18 protein-coding genes and 3 pseudogenes are annotated in these 18,638 nt (G+C 38.1%); 9 read left to right on the forward strand and 12 right to left on the reverse strand.

All coding sequences use genetic code 11. The features are described from left to right. The first annotated feature begins 58 nt into the window (after window positions 1-58). Complete coding sequence (locus tag KW850_RS15345; protein WP_218348461.1) at window positions 59-838, forward strand: alpha/beta hydrolase; 780 nt, start codon at window positions 59-61, stop codon at window positions 836-838. A 192-nt stretch (window positions 839-1,030) separates the two neighbouring features. Here KW850_RS15345 and KW850_RS15350 read toward each other — a convergent pair whose 3' ends face one another. Then, a complete protein-coding gene (locus tag KW850_RS15350) occupies window positions 1,031-1,486 on the reverse strand; it encodes a DUF2269 family protein (RefSeq protein WP_218348462.1) in 456 nt (151 codons plus the stop codon). A 325-nt stretch (window positions 1,487-1,811) separates the two neighbouring features. Between KW850_RS15350 and KW850_RS15355 the strand changes: the two genes are divergently transcribed. Beyond that, a complete protein-coding gene (locus KW850_RS15355) occupies window positions 1,812-2,039 on the forward strand; it encodes a hypothetical protein (RefSeq protein ID WP_218348463.1) in 228 nt (75 codons plus the stop codon). A 144-nt stretch (window positions 2,040-2,183) separates the two neighbouring features. On the opposite strand, the gene KW850_RS15360 is transcribed toward KW850_RS15355, so the two are convergent. The 3 genes and pseudogenes from KW850_RS15360 to KW850_RS15370 all read right to left on the reverse strand — a co-directional run. After that, a complete protein-coding gene (locus tag KW850_RS15360; protein WP_218348464.1) occupies window positions 2,184-2,723 on the reverse strand; it encodes an HD domain-containing protein in 540 nt (179 codons plus the stop codon). A gap of 12 nt (window positions 2,724-2,735) precedes the next feature. Continuing rightward, the gene (locus KW850_RS15365) at window positions 2,736-3,308 is read right to left on the reverse strand and encodes a GNAT family N-acetyltransferase (protein ID WP_218348607.1); all 573 of its coding nucleotides are present in this window, start codon (window positions 3,306-3,308) and stop codon (window positions 2,736-2,738) included. Window positions 3,309-3,332: 24 nt separating this feature from the next. Next, window positions 3,333-3,794 (reverse strand): annotated as a pseudogene (locus KW850_RS15370) (GNAT family N-acetyltransferase); the annotation flags it as partial. Window positions 3,795-3,947: 153 nt separating this feature from the next. Here KW850_RS15370 and KW850_RS15375 point away from each other — a divergent pair. After that, window positions 3,948-4,289 (forward strand): YqzG/YhdC family protein, encoded by a 342-nt coding sequence (locus tag KW850_RS15375; RefSeq protein ID WP_218348465.1) that lies wholly within the window; start codon window positions 3,948-3,950, stop codon window positions 4,287-4,289. Between the two features lie 28 nt (window positions 4,290-4,317). Here the strand turns inward: KW850_RS15375 and KW850_RS15380 are convergent, their stop codons facing one another. Further along, window positions 4,318-4,986, reverse strand: a complete 669-nt coding sequence (locus tag KW850_RS15380; protein ID WP_218348466.1) for an alpha/beta family hydrolase — start codon at window positions 4,984-4,986, stop codon at window positions 4,318-4,320. A 319-nt stretch (window positions 4,987-5,305) separates the two neighbouring features. Between KW850_RS15380 and KW850_RS15385 the strand changes: the two genes are divergently transcribed. Then, on the forward strand, window positions 5,306-6,160 hold the full coding sequence (locus KW850_RS15385) for a hypothetical protein (RefSeq protein ID WP_218348467.1): 855 nt from the start codon (window positions 5,306-5,308) through the stop codon (window positions 6,158-6,160). Between the two features lie 173 nt (window positions 6,161-6,333). On the opposite strand, the gene KW850_RS15390 is transcribed toward KW850_RS15385, so the two are convergent. Further along, the gene (locus KW850_RS15390) at window positions 6,334-7,047 is read right to left on the reverse strand and encodes an MOSC domain-containing protein (RefSeq protein ID WP_218348468.1); all 714 of its coding nucleotides are present in this window, start codon (window positions 7,045-7,047) and stop codon (window positions 6,334-6,336) included. Window positions 7,048-7,294: 247 nt separating this feature from the next. On the opposite strand from KW850_RS15390, the gene KW850_RS15395 reads away from it, so the two are divergent. The 5 genes from KW850_RS15395 to KW850_RS15415 all read left to right on the forward strand — a co-directional run bounded on the left by KW850_RS15395 (window position 7,295) and on the right by KW850_RS15415 (window position 12,922). Beyond that, window positions 7,295-8,014 carry a GntR family transcriptional regulator gene (locus tag KW850_RS15395; protein ID WP_218348469.1) on the forward strand — a complete coding sequence of 240 codons (720 nt, stop codon included), beginning with the start codon at window positions 7,295-7,297 and terminating at the stop codon, window positions 8,012-8,014. Then, complete coding sequence (gene gntK, locus KW850_RS15400; RefSeq protein ID WP_218348470.1) at window positions 8,011-9,555, forward strand: gluconokinase; 1,545 nt, start codon at window positions 8,011-8,013, stop codon at window positions 9,553-9,555. Before KW850_RS15395 ends, gntK begins: the two co-directional genes overlap by 4 nt. Window positions 9,556-9,574: 19 nt before the next feature. After that, the gene (locus KW850_RS15405; protein ID WP_218348471.1) at window positions 9,575-10,921 is read left to right on the forward strand and encodes a GntP family permease; all 1,347 of its coding nucleotides are present in this window, start codon (window positions 9,575-9,577) and stop codon (window positions 10,919-10,921) included. A gap of 148 nt (window positions 10,922-11,069) precedes the next feature. Continuing rightward, on the forward strand, window positions 11,070-12,473 hold the full coding sequence (gene gnd, locus KW850_RS15410) for a decarboxylating NADP(+)-dependent phosphogluconate dehydrogenase (RefSeq protein ID WP_218348472.1): 1,404 nt from the start codon (window positions 11,070-11,072) through the stop codon (window positions 12,471-12,473). Window positions 12,474-12,613: 140 nt separating this feature from the next. Continuing rightward, a complete protein-coding gene (locus KW850_RS15415) occupies window positions 12,614-12,922 on the forward strand; it encodes a hypothetical protein (protein WP_218348473.1) in 309 nt (102 codons plus the stop codon). Between the two features lie 24 nt (window positions 12,923-12,946). Here the strand turns inward: KW850_RS15415 and KW850_RS15420 are convergent, their stop codons facing one another. From KW850_RS15420 to KW850_RS15440, 6 genes and pseudogenes are all read right to left on the reverse strand, one after another. After that, window positions 12,947-13,432 carry an HIT family protein gene (locus KW850_RS15420; protein ID WP_218348474.1) on the reverse strand — a complete coding sequence of 162 codons (486 nt, stop codon included), beginning with the start codon at window positions 13,430-13,432 and terminating at the stop codon, window positions 12,947-12,949. Between the two features lie 136 nt (window positions 13,433-13,568). Next, window positions 13,569-13,685 (reverse strand): annotated as a pseudogene (locus KW850_RS34280) (hypothetical protein); the annotation flags it as partial. 100 nt (window positions 13,686-13,785) lie between these two features. After that, a complete protein-coding gene (gene lsrB / locus KW850_RS15425; protein WP_218348475.1) occupies window positions 13,786-14,850 on the reverse strand; it encodes an autoinducer 2 ABC transporter substrate-binding protein LsrB in 1,065 nt (354 codons plus the stop codon). A 17-nt stretch (window positions 14,851-14,867) separates the two neighbouring features. Next, window positions 14,868-15,878: an ABC transporter permease gene (locus KW850_RS15430; RefSeq protein ID WP_218348476.1), complete on the reverse strand. Its 1,011-nt coding sequence runs from the start codon at window positions 15,876-15,878 to the stop codon at window positions 14,868-14,870. Window positions 15,879-15,969: 91 nt separating this feature from the next. Beyond that, a pseudogene (locus KW850_RS15435) lies at window positions 15,970-16,890 on the reverse strand (ABC transporter permease subunit); the annotation flags it as partial. Next, window positions 16,887-18,416: a sugar ABC transporter ATP-binding protein gene (locus KW850_RS15440; protein ID WP_218348478.1), complete on the reverse strand. Its 1,530-nt coding sequence runs from the start codon at window positions 18,414-18,416 to the stop codon at window positions 16,887-16,889. The pseudogene KW850_RS15435 and the gene KW850_RS15440, both read right to left, overlap by 4 nt. Between the last annotated feature and the right edge of the window lie 222 nt (window positions 18,417-18,638).

Raw genomic sequence — 18,638 nt, forward strand, 5'->3', positions numbered from 1 at the left:
ATTAAATGAAAATTATGGTAAATTTAGAGAGAATATTCTTTAGAAGTAGGTGGACGACTTGTTAGAAAAATTCTCTTTGTATATGAACTCTTTCAAACAAGAAAGATTGATTAGAGTATACCTGCCTGATAGCTATATAGAGGGAAATAAGAGATTTCCAGTATTGTATATGCATGATGGACAAAATGTTTTTGAAGATGAAGGTGCCATTAAAGGGATATCTCTAGGAATGAAAGAGTACTTAGACAAAAGTGGACTAGAGATAATTGTTGTGGCAATTGATTTAAATCCTGAAGGGGAAGAACGGGTTAACGAATACTGCCCATGGGTCAATGGTGAAGTAAGCAAACAAATCTTAGGCTATGCCAGTCCTTCAGGAGGCCGTGGTAAAGAATATATCGATTTTATTGTGAATGAACTGAAACCATTCATTGATGAGAAGTACCGAACCCTTGAAAATCATACATCAATGGCTGGAATATCATTAGGTGGATTAATCTCCACTTATGCTGCCTGCATCTACCCGCATATTTTTAAAAGAATTGCTGCTTTATCACCTGGATTTTATCGAAATCAAGAAGAAATCGAAAAACTATTAAAAACATCGGACTTATCTAAAATCGAAAAGTTTTACATGGATTTTGGCACGAAAGAAGTTGGTGCGGATGAAGAAATGAATCAAGTCTTTCTTAATCTGACCAACCGTGTCTACGAGATAGTGAACGAAAAAATGACCGATTTTCACTTTCAGCTTGTCGAGGATGCGGAACATGCATATATTTTCTTTAGAGAAAGAATTCCTGCCGTACTATCCTACTTGTATTCAGATAATAGATAAATTTACGAAGAAAGGTATGGCTGATAAATGGCCATACCTCTCTTGTTCGTTATACTTTAATGGTGTTCCATTCATTGACTGTCTCTTTCACTAATTGCATAAAGGCGTCCTTTTCCTCTATGAATAAAGAATGGGCCGATTTCTCAAACCATACCCACCATGTGAAAATTTCACATGGTGCCTGACACCCAATTAGAACGGTTTTAAGATCATCAGGGTGATGATGATGATAAAGATTACATTTTCCAGGTTTTCAAATCGAAAGAGTATTTTTGATAAGTTCCAATATTCTTCGGGTATTTCTTCACCTTTATGGGATTCTAGTAGTGCTTTAACAGGCTTGGACCTAGGTGATAAGACAAGTGGCCCAATGGCAAGGGCTGCCAAAAAAAGAATCAGACTTGTTACATACCATCCCATCTTAAACAGACTTGGGTTGAGGAAACCCATACTTAGCCCTGTAAGTAGAAGGAGAATGCCGCCAATCATGACAAAGATATGCAGCCTATGCCTAATACTATAGGAATGTCTTAATTCGGTCATGTTTTTTCCAGATTTGACCACTGTCGTTAAGATGAAACCGGGACCCATCCCTAGGATGGCTGAAAATATATGTATAAAAACAAGGATTTTATAGAAAGACAACATGCTTGCCAACCTCCATTCACTCCAATCCTCATTTTATCATATTCTTATTTAATATATTAACGTGAAATATAGTAGTTTTTATGGCTGCTTTTGAATAAACAAATTCATATAGTGAACCCTATTTACATATGGCTGTTTTCGCATTTGTTGTTGTTTTTCGTATAAGTTCATTAACCCGTATTCCTGAATGTTTCGTGGCATCTTTTCGTAATAATATTGACAAGAAGCGCATTAGTAATTAGGTAAATGACCCTTATTATTATTCAAGAGCAACAAAGTTTACGAAAAGAGCCTTACATAAAGAATGTTACAAAGGAGCATACCCGTGGAATCTTATGAAATTTTTAATATGATTATTGATGATGAGCCATACGACCAAGAGGAAGTAACCGTTGATTTTACTTATCAGCATCAAGATTATAGTATTACCTTTAAAAAAGGTGACCTCGAAGTAGTGAATGCCTGGGTTTTTAAGAATGGTTCGTCATTACCAGCTAATTTGTCTGAGGATATGATCGAATTCATTAGAGAAGATGTTAGAAATAGAATTTAGTTTATTGATGATAACCTATAGCAAAGATTAAGGTCATCAGAAGACGCGTCTGATGACCCTTTTTGTACCCTTTGTTGTGGACGATAGGAGAATGCCATACATGAAGTCCTATTGCCAGGTCCTTTCCACGGTTTACCTCGTGATCTACTCGGTAAAGAGCCGGTGGACCTCTGTTTCCAGCTCCTTTACTAATGGAAACCACGACATCTGACCGAGACTTTTAACAATATTTGTGTAATACCATTTTTGTTGTTCTTCACCGGCATTAAATCTGTCCCAAACTGATTCACCCAGTAGCTCATAATCGTTGATAATAGAGCGAATGTTATGTAGTTTATCTGCACAGGCAACAACACGAATATCCTCTGAGGCAGTCTTTAAAAACTCAATCGTATGTTCCTTCCGCGCTTTCCACGGAAGTGATTTATTAGGTTCAGAACATCCCTCTACAATTTTTGCAATTCTTCCCCCAAATTCCTGCTCGATATCACTCAAGGTAAGGTCAGTGTCCTCTACCGTATCATGAAGAATTCCCGCCGCGATGATCTCCACTTCATACCCTTCCTTCATTAACATCATCCCAACCGCGACTGGATGCACAATATAAGGGATGTTGGTGTTCTTCCTGCATTGTTCTCGATGACGAAAACTTGCTACCTGAAGCGCATGTTCAATAATGTCCATTTTAGCAGCCTCCTAATCATTCGGGTTAATAATCGCCAATACCTGATGGTCTTCCCATTTCCCGTTGATTTTCACATTTTTCAGAGCTAAACCTTCTTGATGAAAACCGGATTTCTCCAACACCCGTATCGAACCAATATTGTGTGGCATGACCCCGGCCTCTATCCGATGTAATTTCAATTCCTTAAATGCATAGTCCACAAGCAGTTTCACTGCCTCAGTTGTGTATCCTTTCCCATTTTGCTTCTTATCTAAAAAATATCCGATGAATGCACTTTGAAGTGAGCCTCTGAGAACTTGAAAAAGATTTATGGTCCCAATTAACCCTCCCTCATTCTTAAAAATTCCAAACGAATAGCTTTGATCATTACTGCTTTCTTGTTGATACGCCTGTATCCGCTGCAGCTGAGTGTCGACCGTATAGAAATCTTTATTCCGCTCCATCGAAAACTTTTCGAAAAAGTGCCGATTTTCTGTCTGTAATTGAAGAAGTGATACTGCGTCTTCCTCAGAAAATGGTCGAATGTAAATATTTTTACTTTTAAAACTGGACTCTTCACTCGTTGATTTCAAATGTAACACCATATGCAGGTCCTTATAAGAGACACCATTATCTTTAATGGCGTTTTCCTCAAACCCATACACTTGAAAACCTAGTTTACAATAAAGTTGTTTTGCTTTTTCATTGCTTGCCATTACAGATAAATTTATTTTCTCAACCGCTTTAATCGATTTGGCTTTATTAATCGCTTCCGTCATTAATGCTTTTCCCACACCGAAGCCTTGTTTTTTAGGTGTAACATACATCGCATATATATTGGCCCGATGCTGGATTTTCTCGGCAGTTTCGTGCAGCAATGTGACTACTCCAATTAGTTCATTATTTTCATATGCCCCGAATGTATAGTTTCCTTCAGCGGAAAAATTGTGGGCAACTTGAGCAATTGGATTTTCCCTTTTTATCGCATCTCCATAGCTCGTTAAAAATGCTTCTGGATTTTGCTTAAGTGCTTCCAGTCTTAGCTCCCAATAGTTTTCTGCATCAGATGCATCTAGTAATTTAATATTCAATTTAATCCCCTCACCTATACAAATTTGCTTTTCGTATGAAAAAAACTAAATTATTTATTGTACAAATTTAACAATGATACTGTTTCATGAAAACTACATAAGTTAATTCTTGAAATGAAATGATAAGAACAAAAACAAAGAGGGTTATAATTTATGAAAAAACTTTTAATTAGTTTATTGATTACCATGTTTGTCTTCTCAGGAAGTGTAAATCCGCTGCCAGCTATGAATAAAGTCTCTGCACAACAAAAACCGATACCTCCCTATGCAAAATGGGGTACTCTTGCCTTAGAAAAAACTCATGAAAAGTACCCGCACGCCAAAATCGTTGACTATCTTCACATCGGAAGGACGAGTGGTCCGCAAACCTCCACCGAAAAGTTCAAGCTTTGGTTAAAAGATAATAATAAGGAATTCGGTGTTTACGTTAATATCGAATTTAATAAGCAGACTGAAAAGGTCGTGAAAGTCACTTTTCAGGAGACATCAAGATAGACTTTTATCCGGAAAAATCAAAAAAGTTTCAAATCCTATGACTCCGGATAAAGTCTTGAAATGAATCAACAATTATCTTTACGACTTCAATACTTGCGGAAACACCCCCTTGTATCTCTAAACTATGGTCAGCACCGGGAATGATAACAGTGGAAATATGTTCATTCTTCTTCAGTGCAGTAACTCGTTCGTTGATAAAGTGATGGTCCTGATCACCGATAATGCATAGAGATGGCAGTTTAGTTTTCAATAGTGTCTCGTAAACATTGTCCTCTTTTAAAAGCGGGGTTAACCAAATGCCAAACGGATTCTGAATGAAATTCTCGAGTGTCCACTCCAATGCCATTGGTATCGTTCCAATCGATTTACTTAGGAGAAAACATTGCTCATAATTCGTGCCAGTTAAACTTTCTTCCACAACATCCTTTACATCTTCATACATCCAACGTTCCTGTTCTTCCTTGCTAAGTCTTGTAAAATGTTCATTCTTCGCAAACTGATAATTAACATGGAGAATATCTATCTGGTGATTCAAGCAAATGTTGGTTGCGTAATGAAAAAGCGGCCGCTGGGTAGTATAGCCAAGGCCTGGAAGCATGATACAGATGCTTTTGTTTCCTTTTTCATTATGAATCCATGTATAAGGAATGGTTGAGTATTCATTTCTAACTACCTGACCTTCTTTAAATTGATACAATCTATTCACCTCATTGATTTGTTCTTCTTAAAGTGACCGTCTTCTCTTTTATGAGTATTTCGATGAGGAAGAAGCTTTGTGAACATACTATATCCCTCCTTAAATACCATTTTAAAAAATTCGTGAAGACGCATTCACATACCTTCTTAAATTCCAATTAATAGGTAAATAAAGAGACATTTTTTATATTAATACGGTTCATATTCAAAAAACCACTAGGGATTTACTCCTTAGTGGTTTTCACTTGTTGGAAGGGCTTGCATAATTTTCATTCTTAGGAACAAACTATCTAAATCCAGTTATTATCGGAGTGAATGTTATGCATAATTCATATTGGTATTATGCTTTACTTGTTTTAAGCACCGGTTTATTTATTTTTATCTTATTAAAAAAAAGAAATACTCAATCACTTTACCTATTATTAACCATGATAGGTTTAGCTTTTATCATTGAGACTGTTATATATAATTTCTTAGCCAGCTATGACTATAATCCGAATTTTATCAAACATAATAACTTCTATGACAACAATTTGGGGGCATTCGTGTCAAATGCCTTCTCTTTACCAGTCATTGCTACGTTTATAGCTGTTTTTGGGTTAAATTGGGTTTGGAGTATTTTCTTTTCCGGATTTTTTGTCGGCGTAGAGTGGTTATTTTTAAAACTGCATATCTATTCCCATAATTGGTGGAGGTTGGCCTATACGGGACTGGGACTCCCATTCTATTTTGCTACAGCTAAGAATTATTATAAGTGGATTTTACAGCCTGCTAATGGGTTCAAGCATTATTGGATTCTCTATTTAATAACGTGCACAATCTCTGCAAGTGCACATATTCTGCCGATTATTTTTTTCTCAAATCGAATTTACTCTCCTGGCTGGTTTGAAAATTCCGGTCGTGACTCAATTGCCTTTAGTGACATTTTCTATTTATGTGACAGTCTGTTTTATTGCCTAATGACGAAGTTTTACTTAAAAAGGAATTGGATCAAATACATTTTCACTGCTTTGCTTATGTTTGTGTTGAATCAAGTACTTATGGGAACAGGAATCCTTCGTAGCCTGGTCTGGTGGGACCAGCCCTACTATGTGGTTGTATCGGTTCTGACCCTCCTGCTCACAGGGACTATTGATAAAAGATTAAATAAACCTAACTATAGAGTAAGCAGCTAAAAAGTTCGATGAAAGGGTGGAAAAATAGTAGCTGGTAACTTCTAATGGTTACCTTTCCCTCTTCTTTTTACGCTTTTGGTAAACAGGATTGACGACCATCTCCTCTTCTTTTTCACACGCTCGGTCGTCAATACACCACACACTTAGTATTTTCCCTGAATAATTAGAATTACTTAATCCAATTCATTAGGTCCAAAAACTCTACTTCGAATATCTGGGGTTTCCAGCCTTTCTACCCTTTTCGCTAATGTCTCTCTCATGCCTGGTGCAAGCAATTCACATTTGGAAAGTTCGAATATATCTTCAAAGTTTTGTTCCTTTGCATGAATAACTTGATTGCACTTTTGGATTGTCCACTGCGGATATGACCTGTCCACCAACGTAAACGTCTGCCCTTTCTCGATATACCCCTCTTTTAACACGCGAAAATACCAGCCTGTTTTTCCGGTATTTTGTAATAACAGCGCCAACGTTTTTACGTTAAAACGGCGGGCTGGTTTCCAGCAAGGCTGCCTTGGCTGCGAAACTTGGACGACTGCTTCTCCAATCTGGAAAGTGTCTCCTATCGAAATCATTTCCTCTGTTAGATGTTCCATGACAAGATTCTCACCCATTCCGCCCGCTGTTATCTTATAATTCTCTAGTTCCTTTTGCCAATATGTATAATTTTCAAAGGCATACGCAAAAACTGCCTTTTCCGGTCCGCCATGATGTTCTGTATCCCATTGTCCATCCCCTGTTAAACCTGTTCTCCCCACCCAAACAGGTTCCTGTACCGGCTCTTTAAATATGGCACTGGTCCATTCTCTTTCCATTGGGTTTTTTGCCTCTTTGCTTCCTACTGTTTTTGGCATACCTACAAACACTTCTTTTAAAAAAATACTCATCTTGATTTCCTCCTTAAAAATAACTGCCAATATTTTCATTCATTTATGCATCAGCAATATCCACTTTTCTTTATGATACCTATATTTTATAGACTTTAGTTGAAATTATTTTTTAAATTCTCTAAGAATAATGAATTCACCTTACTATCATGTCATCAAAAAATTAAAAAAGCGCTTGCATTTTTTGAATTTCATTCTATAATACTTGTATACAAGTATACTCGTATTATATTAAGAAGGTGAAATAATGAAAGAATTATTGTATCCCACAAAATGGCTTTCAAAAGCTTCAGCCGGAGATCGTGTAGCATGTGAACTTAGGATGCAGATCATATCTGGTTTGATTGAAAGCGGTACCATCCTTTCTGAAAATAAATTAGCGGCCGATTTCAATGTGAGTCGGTCACCCATCCGCGAAGCATTAAAAACACTCGCCTCTGAAAATTTGATTCGGCTAGAAAGAATGGGTGCAGTTGTAATCGGATTCACAATGAAAGAAATTGTTGAAATTTATGATGTTCGTTTACTGATTGAAACGTTTGTATATGAACGGCTGGTAAAATTGGATAATTCATCGTTAGTAATGGAATTGAACAAAATACTTGAGATGATGAATATTGCCATCAAATATCATGATGCCGACGAGTTTGCCTATCAAGATGTCTTATTCCATGAAACTATTATTCGAGCGATTGATCATTCCTACATCATGATGATTTGGAATAATGCAAAACCGGTCATGGAGGCTTTCATCCTATTAGCGATGCGGGCTCGGTTTGAGGAAAAATACGATGACTTTCCACGGATTATTGAAAACCATCAACTGTATATTGATGCGATCGAAGCCAAAAATAGAGATCTCATGATTCTATCCTTACATCAAAACTTTGATGATGTGCAGGTTAAGGTAGAAGATCTTTGGAGATCTCAACAAATGCTTGCTAAAGGAGTCGTGCAAGAACAATGACTAAATATATGTTAGGGGTAGACATCGGTACCACAAGCACCAAAGCCGTTTTATTTAGTGAAAAAGGCGAAGTCATCCAACATGAGAATATCGGTTATCCACTCTATACACCTGATATATCGACAGCCGAACAAGATCCAGAAGAAATCTTTATGGCTGTGGTACAAGCCATTTCGCGGATCATGAAACATCATCCTCAAAAAGAGATTTCGTTCATCTCATTTAGCAGTGCGATGCATAGTCTCATTGCCATGAATGAAGACGATCAGCCACTGACGCCTTGTATTACATGGGCAGATAATCGCAGTGAAGCTTGGACCCACAAAATTAAAGATGAATTAAATGGGCATGAAGTATACAAACGGACAGGAACGCCGATCCACCCTATGTCGCCATTAAGCAAAATTACTTGGATTGTGAATGACCGTCCTGAGATTGCCGAAAGGGCAAAGAAATATATTGGAATAAAGGAATATATTTTTAAAAAGTTCTTTGACCAATATGTTGTCGATCATTCCCTTGCTTCAGCCATGTGCATGATGAATCTCAAAAAACTTGATTGGGATGAAGAAGCATTAGAAATCGCCGGGATTTCACGTGAACAATTATCCAGGCTCGTGCCGACCACCGAGATTTTTACCAACTGTCATCCAGATTTAGCAAAACAAATGGGGATTGATCCACAAACGCCATTTGTGATTGGTGCAAGTGATGGAGTCCTTTCCAATCTTGGTGTAAATGCGATCCGAAAAGGTGAGATCGCAGTAACAATTGGGACAAGCGGTGCGATTCGAACCATTATTGATCAACCGCAAACCGACGAAAAAGGCCGAATCTTTTGTTATGCATTAACGGAAAAACATTGGGTTATTGGCGGACCAGTAAACAATGGCGGGATGGTCTTCCGGTGGATTCGCGATGAATTTGCCGCTTCAGAGGTAGAAACAGCGAAACGCTTAGGAATTGATCCATACGAAGTACTTACCAAGATTGCCGAAGGTGTAAAACCGGGGTCCGATGGACTATTGTTCCATCCCTATCTTGCAGGTGAACGTGCGCCCTTATGGAATCCAGACGTCCGCGGATCATTTTTTGGCTTAACGATGGCGCATAAGAAAGAACATATGATTCGAGCCGCCCTTGAAGGCGTCATTTACAATTTATATACGGTATTTCTCGCTTTGCTCGAATGCATGGAAGGTCCTGTGACTCGTATCCAAGCAACTGGAGGTTTCGCCAGGTCAGCTGTTTGGCGTCAGATGATGTCCGATATTTTCGACCTGGACGTTGTGGTTCCAGAAAGCTACGAAAGTTCTTGCCTGGGGGCTTGTATCTTAGGATTGTATGCTACAGGAAAAATTGAATCATTTGAAGTAGTTTCTGAAATGGTTGGCAGTACCCACAAACATACACCGAAAGAGTCAGCAGCACATGAGTATAGACAATTACTGCCCATCTTTATTAACTTATCAAGGGTATTAGAAGCAGATTATACTCGAATTGCCAATTATCAAAGAGGCTTAATAAAAAATAATATATAAGTTTTTGGGGGAAAATAATATGCCATTAGTCATAGTAGCACTAGGGATTGTAGCATTACTGATTTTAATCATGGGTTTAAAGTTAAACACATTTGTTTCACTTATCATTGTCTCATTCGGTGTGGCGATAGCACTTGGAATGAAATTAGATGAAATCATTGCAACTATTGAAGCTGGACTAGGCGGGACACTTGGACATATAGCACTTATTTTTGGACTTGGTGCAATGCTTGGTAAATTAATTGCAGATTCAGGAGGCGCGCAGCGTATTGCGATGACTCTGGTTAATAAATTTGGTGAAAAGAATATTCAGTGGGCTGTAGTAGCCTCATCATTCATTATCGGAATCGCTTTATTTTTTGAAGTAGGGCTAGTGTTATTAATTCCAATTGTTTTTGCCATTTCTAAACAATTAAAGGTTTCTATTCTATTTCTTGGGATTCCAATGGCAGCAGCTTTATCTGTAACACATGGCTTTTTACCGCCGCATCCTGGACCAACCACCATTGCAGGTGAATTTGGTGCCGATCTTGGTCAAGTATTACTTTACGGTTTTATTATTTCAGTTCCAACTGTTTTTATCGCTGGACCTTTATTTACAAAGCTAGCTAAAAAATTGGTCCCAGAATCATTTGCGAAAACTGGTAGTATTGCTTCCTTAGGCGAACAAAAAACATTTAAACTCGAAGACACTCCAGGGTTTGGAATCAGTGTGTTTACCGCAATGCTTCCTGTTATATTAATGTCGATTGCTACCATTATTACGTTGCTTCAAAAAACAATGGGATTTGCTGATAATAATTTTCTAGCTATTATCCGTTTTGTTGGCGGTGCATCTCCTGCCATGGTTATCTCTTTATTATTCGCTATTTATACAATGGGATTGGCAAGAAATATTCCAATTAAAACAGTGATGGATTCATGTTCAACAGCAATCACACATATTGGGATGATGCTCTTAATTATCGGCGGCGGCGGTGCCTTTAAACAAGTACTAATTAATGGCCATGTAGGTGACTATGTAGCCGAATTATTTAAAGGGACTTCCATTTCACCGATTTTACTTGCCTGGATCATCGCGGCAATATTACGTATTTCTTTGGGGTCTGCAACGGTTGCGGCTTTAACCACCGCTGGTTTAGTCATCCCAATGTTAGGTCAAACAGACGTTAACCTTGCATTAGTTGTACTTGCTACTGGAGCGGGCAGCTTAATTGCTTCACACGTTAATGATGCTGGTTTCTGGATGTTTAAGGAGTATTTTGGTTTAAGCATGAAAGAAACATTTGCAACATGGACATTGCTTGAGACAATTATTTCTGTTTGTGGATTAGGATTTGTTTTACTACTAAGTTTAATCGTTTAAGAAAGATATCCAAAAGTGGGAGGTAAATATACCCCCACTTTTGGCAGTTAGTCAAGGCAGTATCCTCCTCAAATGCTTAGAATCCGCTAAGTATGATAAGCGGTGGATTTACTGCCCTTTCATTTTTATTAAAGGAGTCGAAAGTGACATGCATAATACAATTGGAGTTATTGGTTTAGGAGTAATGGGCAGTAATATTGCCTTAAATATGGCAAACAAAGGGGAAAGAGTAGCTGTCTATAATTACACGAGAGATTTAACAGATAAACTTATGGATAGAATTGATCATCAATCTATTGATCCGTACTACGACGTGCAAAGTTTTGTTCAGTCCTTGGAAACGCCTAGAAAAATCTTCCTAATGGTGACCGCCGGGGCAGCGATTGATTCAGTGATTTCCTCTTTAGTTCCTTTTCTTGAGGCCGATGATATTATCATGGACGGCGGTAACTCCCATTATGAAGATACGGCCCGTAGATATGATGATTTAAAGTCAAAAGGCATTGATTATTTAGGAATTGGTATTTCTGGTGGAGAAGTTGGCGCTTTAAATGGTCCTTCGATTATGCCTGGCGGGGATAAAGTCGTGTATGAAAAAGCAGCACCTATTCTTACAAAGATAGCCGCCCAAGTCGAGGATACCCCATGTTGTACATATATTGGCCCAAAAGGTGCCGGGCACTTTGTGAAAATGGTTCATAACGGGATCGAGTATGCTGATATGCAGCTTATTGCTGAAGCCTATACTTTTTTAAGGGAAAGATTACTGTTATCTGTGAATGAAATTGCGGATATTTTTGAAACTTGGAATCAGGGCGAATTGAAAAGTTACCTCATCGAAATCACCGCGGAAATTTTAAAGAAAAAGGATGAAAAAACCGGCTTACCACTGGTCGATGTTATCCTTGATAAAGTGGGGCAAAAAGGAACAGGTAAATGGACAAGTATTCAAGCGATTGATAACGGGATTCCCCTTTCCATTATTACCGAGTCATTGTTCTCCCGCTATGTATCTGCTTTAAAAGAAGAACGTGTTATTGCGGATGATATTTTAACTGGACCGGAAATGAATCATTCGATGTTAGAAAAAGATTTGTGGATTGAATACGTTAGAGAAGCATTATATATGGGCAAAGTTTGTGCCTACGCCCAAGGGTTTACACAATATAAAATGACTTCTGACCTTTATGACTGGAACTTGCCTTTAGAAGAGATTGCGCTTATTTTCCGCGGCGGCTGCATCATTCGTGCCGAGTTTTTAAATGTAATAAGCGAAGTCTATCAAGGACAAGCAAATCTGAAAAATTTATTAATCGCCCCATTTTTTGCTGAAAAAGTAAAAGAGTATCAATCAGGTTTAAGAAAAATCGTATGTGAGGGAATTAATTCAGGGATTTCCTTCCCGTGTTTAAGTGCTTCCCTTTCTTATTTCGATAGCTATCGAAGAGGCCATTCGAATGCCAACCTTTTACAGGCTCAACGGGATTACTTCGGGGCCCATACGTATGAGCGTACCGATATGGAAGGCGTCTTTCACACAGAATGGAACTAAGGAGCCTTTCATAAACTAACAAAGTCCTATACTCATGAAATGAGTATAGGACTTTGTTCTAATTTCACATAGAGTATGAATAGAATGAAAACGTAAGGATTATGAATAGAGTAAAAATAACGAATTATTGGAGGGATTTTATGTCAACATCAAGGATACTGAAATGGGTTTCAGGCGGGCTTGAAGCATTACTCGGAATTCCTGTACTTGGAGGTTCGATCGTTCTCAGTCTTGTATGGACCCCTCTAGCAATCATGTTAATATTACATATTGTTACGTTGGTGATTACCAAAAAAGAGGGCAGCGGGTCAATTACTGGTAGTGTCCTTGGAATCATAACTTCTTGTATAGGTTGGATTCCGTTTGTAGGGATGGTTATGCATATTATCTCGGCCATTATTCTCATGGTTGATGCAGCTAAAGCAGAAAGCAACCATGCAGGAAGTTAAGTTTCCTTCCGACATGATGAATCACTATTTATTTAGCTCAATCGTCAGCTTTTTAATACTTTCCATCACTTCTTGGAGATTTGCTCCATGATTCATTTCATTTCTAGCTTGGAGCAAAACGGGTCGCACCGATTCAACAGAACGGCCAAATTGGTACATCCACTCATAACGCGGGACCATCCACATGTGAAAATGATGGGTGGTATCTTCGTTATAAAAGTAATAAACATTTTCAATCCCAAGGACTTCTCTTTGGGCTTTTCTAATTTTGGTGAGGATATTTATGTAATCAATCTTTTCGGCTTCCGTCAATTCATCAAGACATGTAATATGCCGCTTGGATGCGACGATCATTAATCCCTTAATCGGGTAGGCCACATCTTGATGGGCATGGAAATAGTCTGTTTCATAGACGACCCCGCCATCAGGCTCAATCAATCCACTAGTTAAGGCACAGCTTAAACATTCCACCTCGACCGTGTTTCCATTGGATAAGGTAATTTTTCTCATTAAGTCCCCTCCAAAATTAATTTTTCTCACCAAAAACCTTGCCAGTAATTGGCAAGGTTTTTTTAGGTTTTGCATTTGCATTATATGTTGGTAATTCAAAATCATCAAGTAATTACTTCTTTTCTTTATCAAAACCAACTTTATATAATTCGAGCGGCCAGTACTCTACATCAAAAGACTCCTTTTCATTAAGTGAAACAAAATGACCAATTGATGTAGATGCACCCATTACAGCAATTGCTCTTTTATAACAGGAAATACTTATGAAATGACTTCTAAATTGGGTTATTTTCAAACATCACTTTCTGCCTTCAAAAAGAAAAACTGCCAGCTAAGGCAGTCTTCCTTCTATGTTAGAAATCGTAATTATCAATATTATCCTTCTTAAAAACAACTCGTTCTGGCAATAAGATGATTCCACTGTGGTCATCTGTGTAATCATACCCTTGGATTGTGTTAGGCTCGATTTTAACATGACCTATATTGGGTACATCAAACTCATCGCCAACTTTTAGCTCCTTGCCTTCGACCGTCATTAAGTATGCAACATAAGCTGCAAGGGCACCCTGCTTTTTAACATCCCAGAGTCCGAATTGTTTTACAGTATCACGTTTTACAAAATCTCTCATAACGTTTGGTGTTGAAAAACCTGTGATTGTAATCTTCCCTGCCACTTTAAGATTTTCTGCAGCTTGAGCCATAGCAGGTAATGCAGTAGCATCAGGACAAATGACCGCATCAATATCAGGATACGTCTTAATAATATTTTGACCAACAGTTAATGATTTTTGGGCATCATTTTCTCCATACTGCGTCGTCACAATTTCCCAGCCTGGATGTTCAGCTTTTATTTTTGCTTTAGCTGCCTCAACCCATTGGTTTTGGTCTGTAACCGTTGGACTAGAATAGAAGAAAGCTACTTTGGCCTTATCTGGAATTTGTTCGGCAGTCATATCAATGAGCATTCCACCTAGTTGGTCCGGAGTTCCTTGGTTAATATAGAATGAACGGTGTTCCGGATTTACGTCTGAGTCCCAAGTTAAGATTTTAACTCCACGCTTCTTCGCACGATCTAATGCTTGGTTTAAGCCGTCTACAGAGGTAGATGAAATCATCAGGGCTTTATAACCTTGGTTTACAAAGTTATTAATGTATTTTACCTGTCCAGCAACAGAAGCTTCGCTTGGTCCATCATAAGTTAATTCAACTCCAAGTTCTTTAGCCATTTCTTTAGCACCCTGCCCGCCAGATGTGAAAAATCCAACACCTGTAAGTTTAGGGATAAATGCTAATTTAATATTTTTCTTGTTTGTTTTTTCCCCGCCTGAAGTCTTTTCTCCGCCGCTGCTGCATGCTGCAAGTAGTAACAATGCCGATAAAACAACTGTGAATAGCTTTAATAATGCTGATTTCTTCATTAATCTACACTCCCTTTTTAGGACTCTTTCACAAGATCCTTTTTATTATTTAATTTTTTAAATAATAGTTGGAAATTACGCCAATTGGTTAATCGGAGTAAAACAGCGATGATTAATAAAAAACCAATAACCACACTTGTTTCTTGATTGGTCATACTCATCATTTGTAGACCATATTGCATCATCCCAATAACAATACTTGCAACTCCTGTTCCAACAACGCTGCCCTTTCCACCTGTAATACTAGTCCCTCCTAAGACGACGGCAGTAATGACAGGCAAAACCGCATCTGTCCCAAGGTCCGACCTCGCTGAACTGAAGTAGGATGTTAAGACTACACCACTGATACCACCTCCTAAACCTGCAATAACATAGGACCAAATCAAAATGGACTTAGTACCAATTCCGCTAAAACGGGCTGCTTTGATGTTAATACCAATGAGGAACACCTGTCTGCCAAATCGTGTGAGGTGTAAGATAACAGCAAATACAATCATAAAGAAGACAAAAAATAATAATGGGTTAGGCAAGCCAAAGGTTTCACCATTTGCTAATTGAACAAATGAGTCAGGAAAACCACTGATTCCTTCATACCCAGATGCACTGCTGCCGCCGGAAATGACTAAGGCAATCCCAGAGAACAGGAACATGCTGCCAAGAGTAACAACCAAGGGCTGGACGTTACTATTCGCAACAATTATTCCATTCACTCCGCCAGCACAGGCGCTTATCACTAACGCTATCAAAACCGCCAGCCAGACCTCTACTCCGTTCGTCCAGAGAACACCAATGGAAATTGAGGTTAATCCAATTGTTGATCCAATCGAAACATCGATTCCGCCAGTAATAATGACGTAGGTCATCGGAATAGCAGCCAGTCCGATATATACATAGTCATTCATGCTAAATATTAGATTGGTGAAGTTCAAAAAGTCCGGATTCATCACACTGAAGAAAATAATTTCAATGACTAGGAAAATAACCAGTGCACCTTCCCACCTAAAGAGCGGCTTGGTCAGTTTTGTCATCAGTTTGAGTCCCTCCTTTTAAACCATTTGCTTTTTGATTAATTTTTTTCCCCTTTTTAAATTGGTTTGTTTTTATAAAGCTTTGAAATCTAGTATCACTAATTACAATAAACAGTAATAAAAATCCTGATATCGCATTGTTCCAATAGGCTGGTATTTTTAAGTAGATTAATGAACTATTTATAGCAGTTAGGAATATTGCACCTAGCCCTGCTCCAAACACTGTCCCCAGTCCCCCGTTAAGACTTACACCGCCTAATACAGCTGCAGCAATAACTTGAAGTTCCATACCATTGCCCGTTTGGTTAGGGACGAATCCTATGTTCATAACAAAAATCATCCCAGCTATGGAGGCAGATAGCCCAGAAAGCATAAATGCGATAACTCTTATCATAGAAACAGGTATTCCAATTAATCTAGCACCTTCAGCATTATCCCCCACGGCATAGAAATAACGGCCAAATTTGGTCAGCTTTAGAAAAAGAAATGCCGAAACAAGAATAATAATCCCAAGCCAGATAGGGAAAGGAAGGCCCATGAATTCGGCCCCTGAAAGCTTTTTGAAATAATTAGGAATGTCCTCAATCCACTCTCCGTCTGTTAAAATTATCATTAAACCTCTTAATATACCTAAAGTACCTAATGTCATAATAATTGCCGGGATTTTAAGGAAGGCAACTCCAATCCCATTAAAAAGACCAGCAAGGATTCCAACCATTAATACTAGTGCAGCAGCAAGCCATCCTGAAACACCATTTGTTAATAGTAAGCCGCAAACAGCTGCCGATATACCCATAATCGATCCAACAGACACATCTATTTCTGATGTTAACAAGACAAAGGATTGACCAACAGCTAATATGAGTAAAATGACGCTGCTGCTAACTAATAGCAGTAAACTGTTACCGGAGACAAATTTACTATTAATCGCTCCTACAATTCCTATAAACACAATGATGAGAATAATAATGGAGGCTTCTCTTGCCTTCATAACCTTAGAAAAGAGATTCATAGAGCCTTCCACTCCTTTTTAATACCGAATGCAGCCGAGGTTATGGAATCAACAGTTAAATCTTCTTTTTCAATCGAAGAGGTTATCTGGCCTTCGTGCATAACAAGGACACGATCACTTAGTTGAACAATTTCTTCTGTATCTGAAGAAATCAAAATAACCGCTAATCCATTATTCTTTAAGTCATCAATAATTCTATAAATATCCCCACGAGCACCAGCATCAATTCCTCGTGTCGGTTCATCTAAAATAATGACTTTTGGTTTTGTTTCTAGATACTTCGATAAAACAATCTTTTGTTGATTTCCACCAGAAAGATGGCTTAATAATTGGTTATGTCCGGTAGTGACTACCTTCAAGTTATTGATCGCTTTAGCTGAAATTTCTTTTTCTTTTTTTAGTGGGAGGAATAGGCGCTTATATCTATGCAGAATCGTTGATGTGATGTTCATTTTAATGGAGGCAATGGAGAAAATACCATGTTGATGTCGATCTTCAGGGACATACGCTAAACCACGATTGATTCGCTCACGTATGGAAAGCTTTTTAATACTATCTTGGTGCAAACGTACATCTCCGGATTCCCATGGTTCTAATCCGAAAATGGATGAGGCTAACTCCGTCCGGCCTGCGCCGACGACGCCAGCAATCCCCAAGATTTCACCTGGATAGAGGTCAAAGGTGATATTTTGAAAACGGTGGCCTGTTAGGTCTCTAACAGCTAGGATTGGATTATTTGATTTTTTTATGGATGAATTTGGACCCTTTACATTCACTTCAGAAGCCTCTAATCTAACTACTCTTTCCGATGCACTCTTACTCTGTTCAGGCATTAAACCTTCTAATAATTTGTCGTAGGTGAATGCTTTTACTCCACCTTTAGTCGATATTAGTCCATCACGAAGAACTGCGACTGAATGAGCGAGTTCAAAAATTTCTGTTAACCGGTGGGTAATATAGAATACACCCATCCCATCGCTAGTTAACTTTTTAATAGTAGAAAAGAGAGAATTAATCTCACTAAAAGTTAGTGTCGATGTCGGTTCATCTAATATTAAAATTTTTGAATTTCGTATTAGTCCTCTTAGCAATTCAACAAGTTGCTGTTCAGCAATAGATAAACTTATCCCTCTGCGGCTTATATCCAAGTTCCACCCTAACTCAGAAAGGTAGTTCATTATTCGCTTCTCGCACTCGACTTTGTTTACATTTAAACCAATGGTAATATTTTCACGAATGGTCATATTTGGGAAAATTAGTGGTTCCTGTGGTACTAAGTAGATCCCATGCTTATGAGCATCTGCTGGTTGATGAAACGAAACTTCTTTACCTTGCACCACAATTTGGCCCTCATCTGGACGATATAAACCAGTTATAATCTTCATTAAAGTAGATTTACCAGCACCGTTTCCACCAACAATTGCAAACACTTCTCCCTTATTAAGTGTTAAATCCACACCTTTTAAGACAGGGTTTCCTGCAAATTGCTTATAAATTTGACGAATATGAATGAGCTCGCCATGCATTTTATTCACCTACCTAGCAAGTTATAATCTATTAAACTAAACTTTTTTTTACTATAGTTAACTTTTGTTTAATCACATCCAGAATTGTCATCCATAAAGTAAAACGCTTACAAAACAAATACTAAATGACAATTGACCTACAGTCAATACGTTTATTCTAAATTATCTAAATATTTAGAAGTTATTGACTTTTATTTTTCACCCCCCTATACTCAGTATTAG

This window comes from Bacillus sp. sid0103 (genome assembly GCF_019219025.1).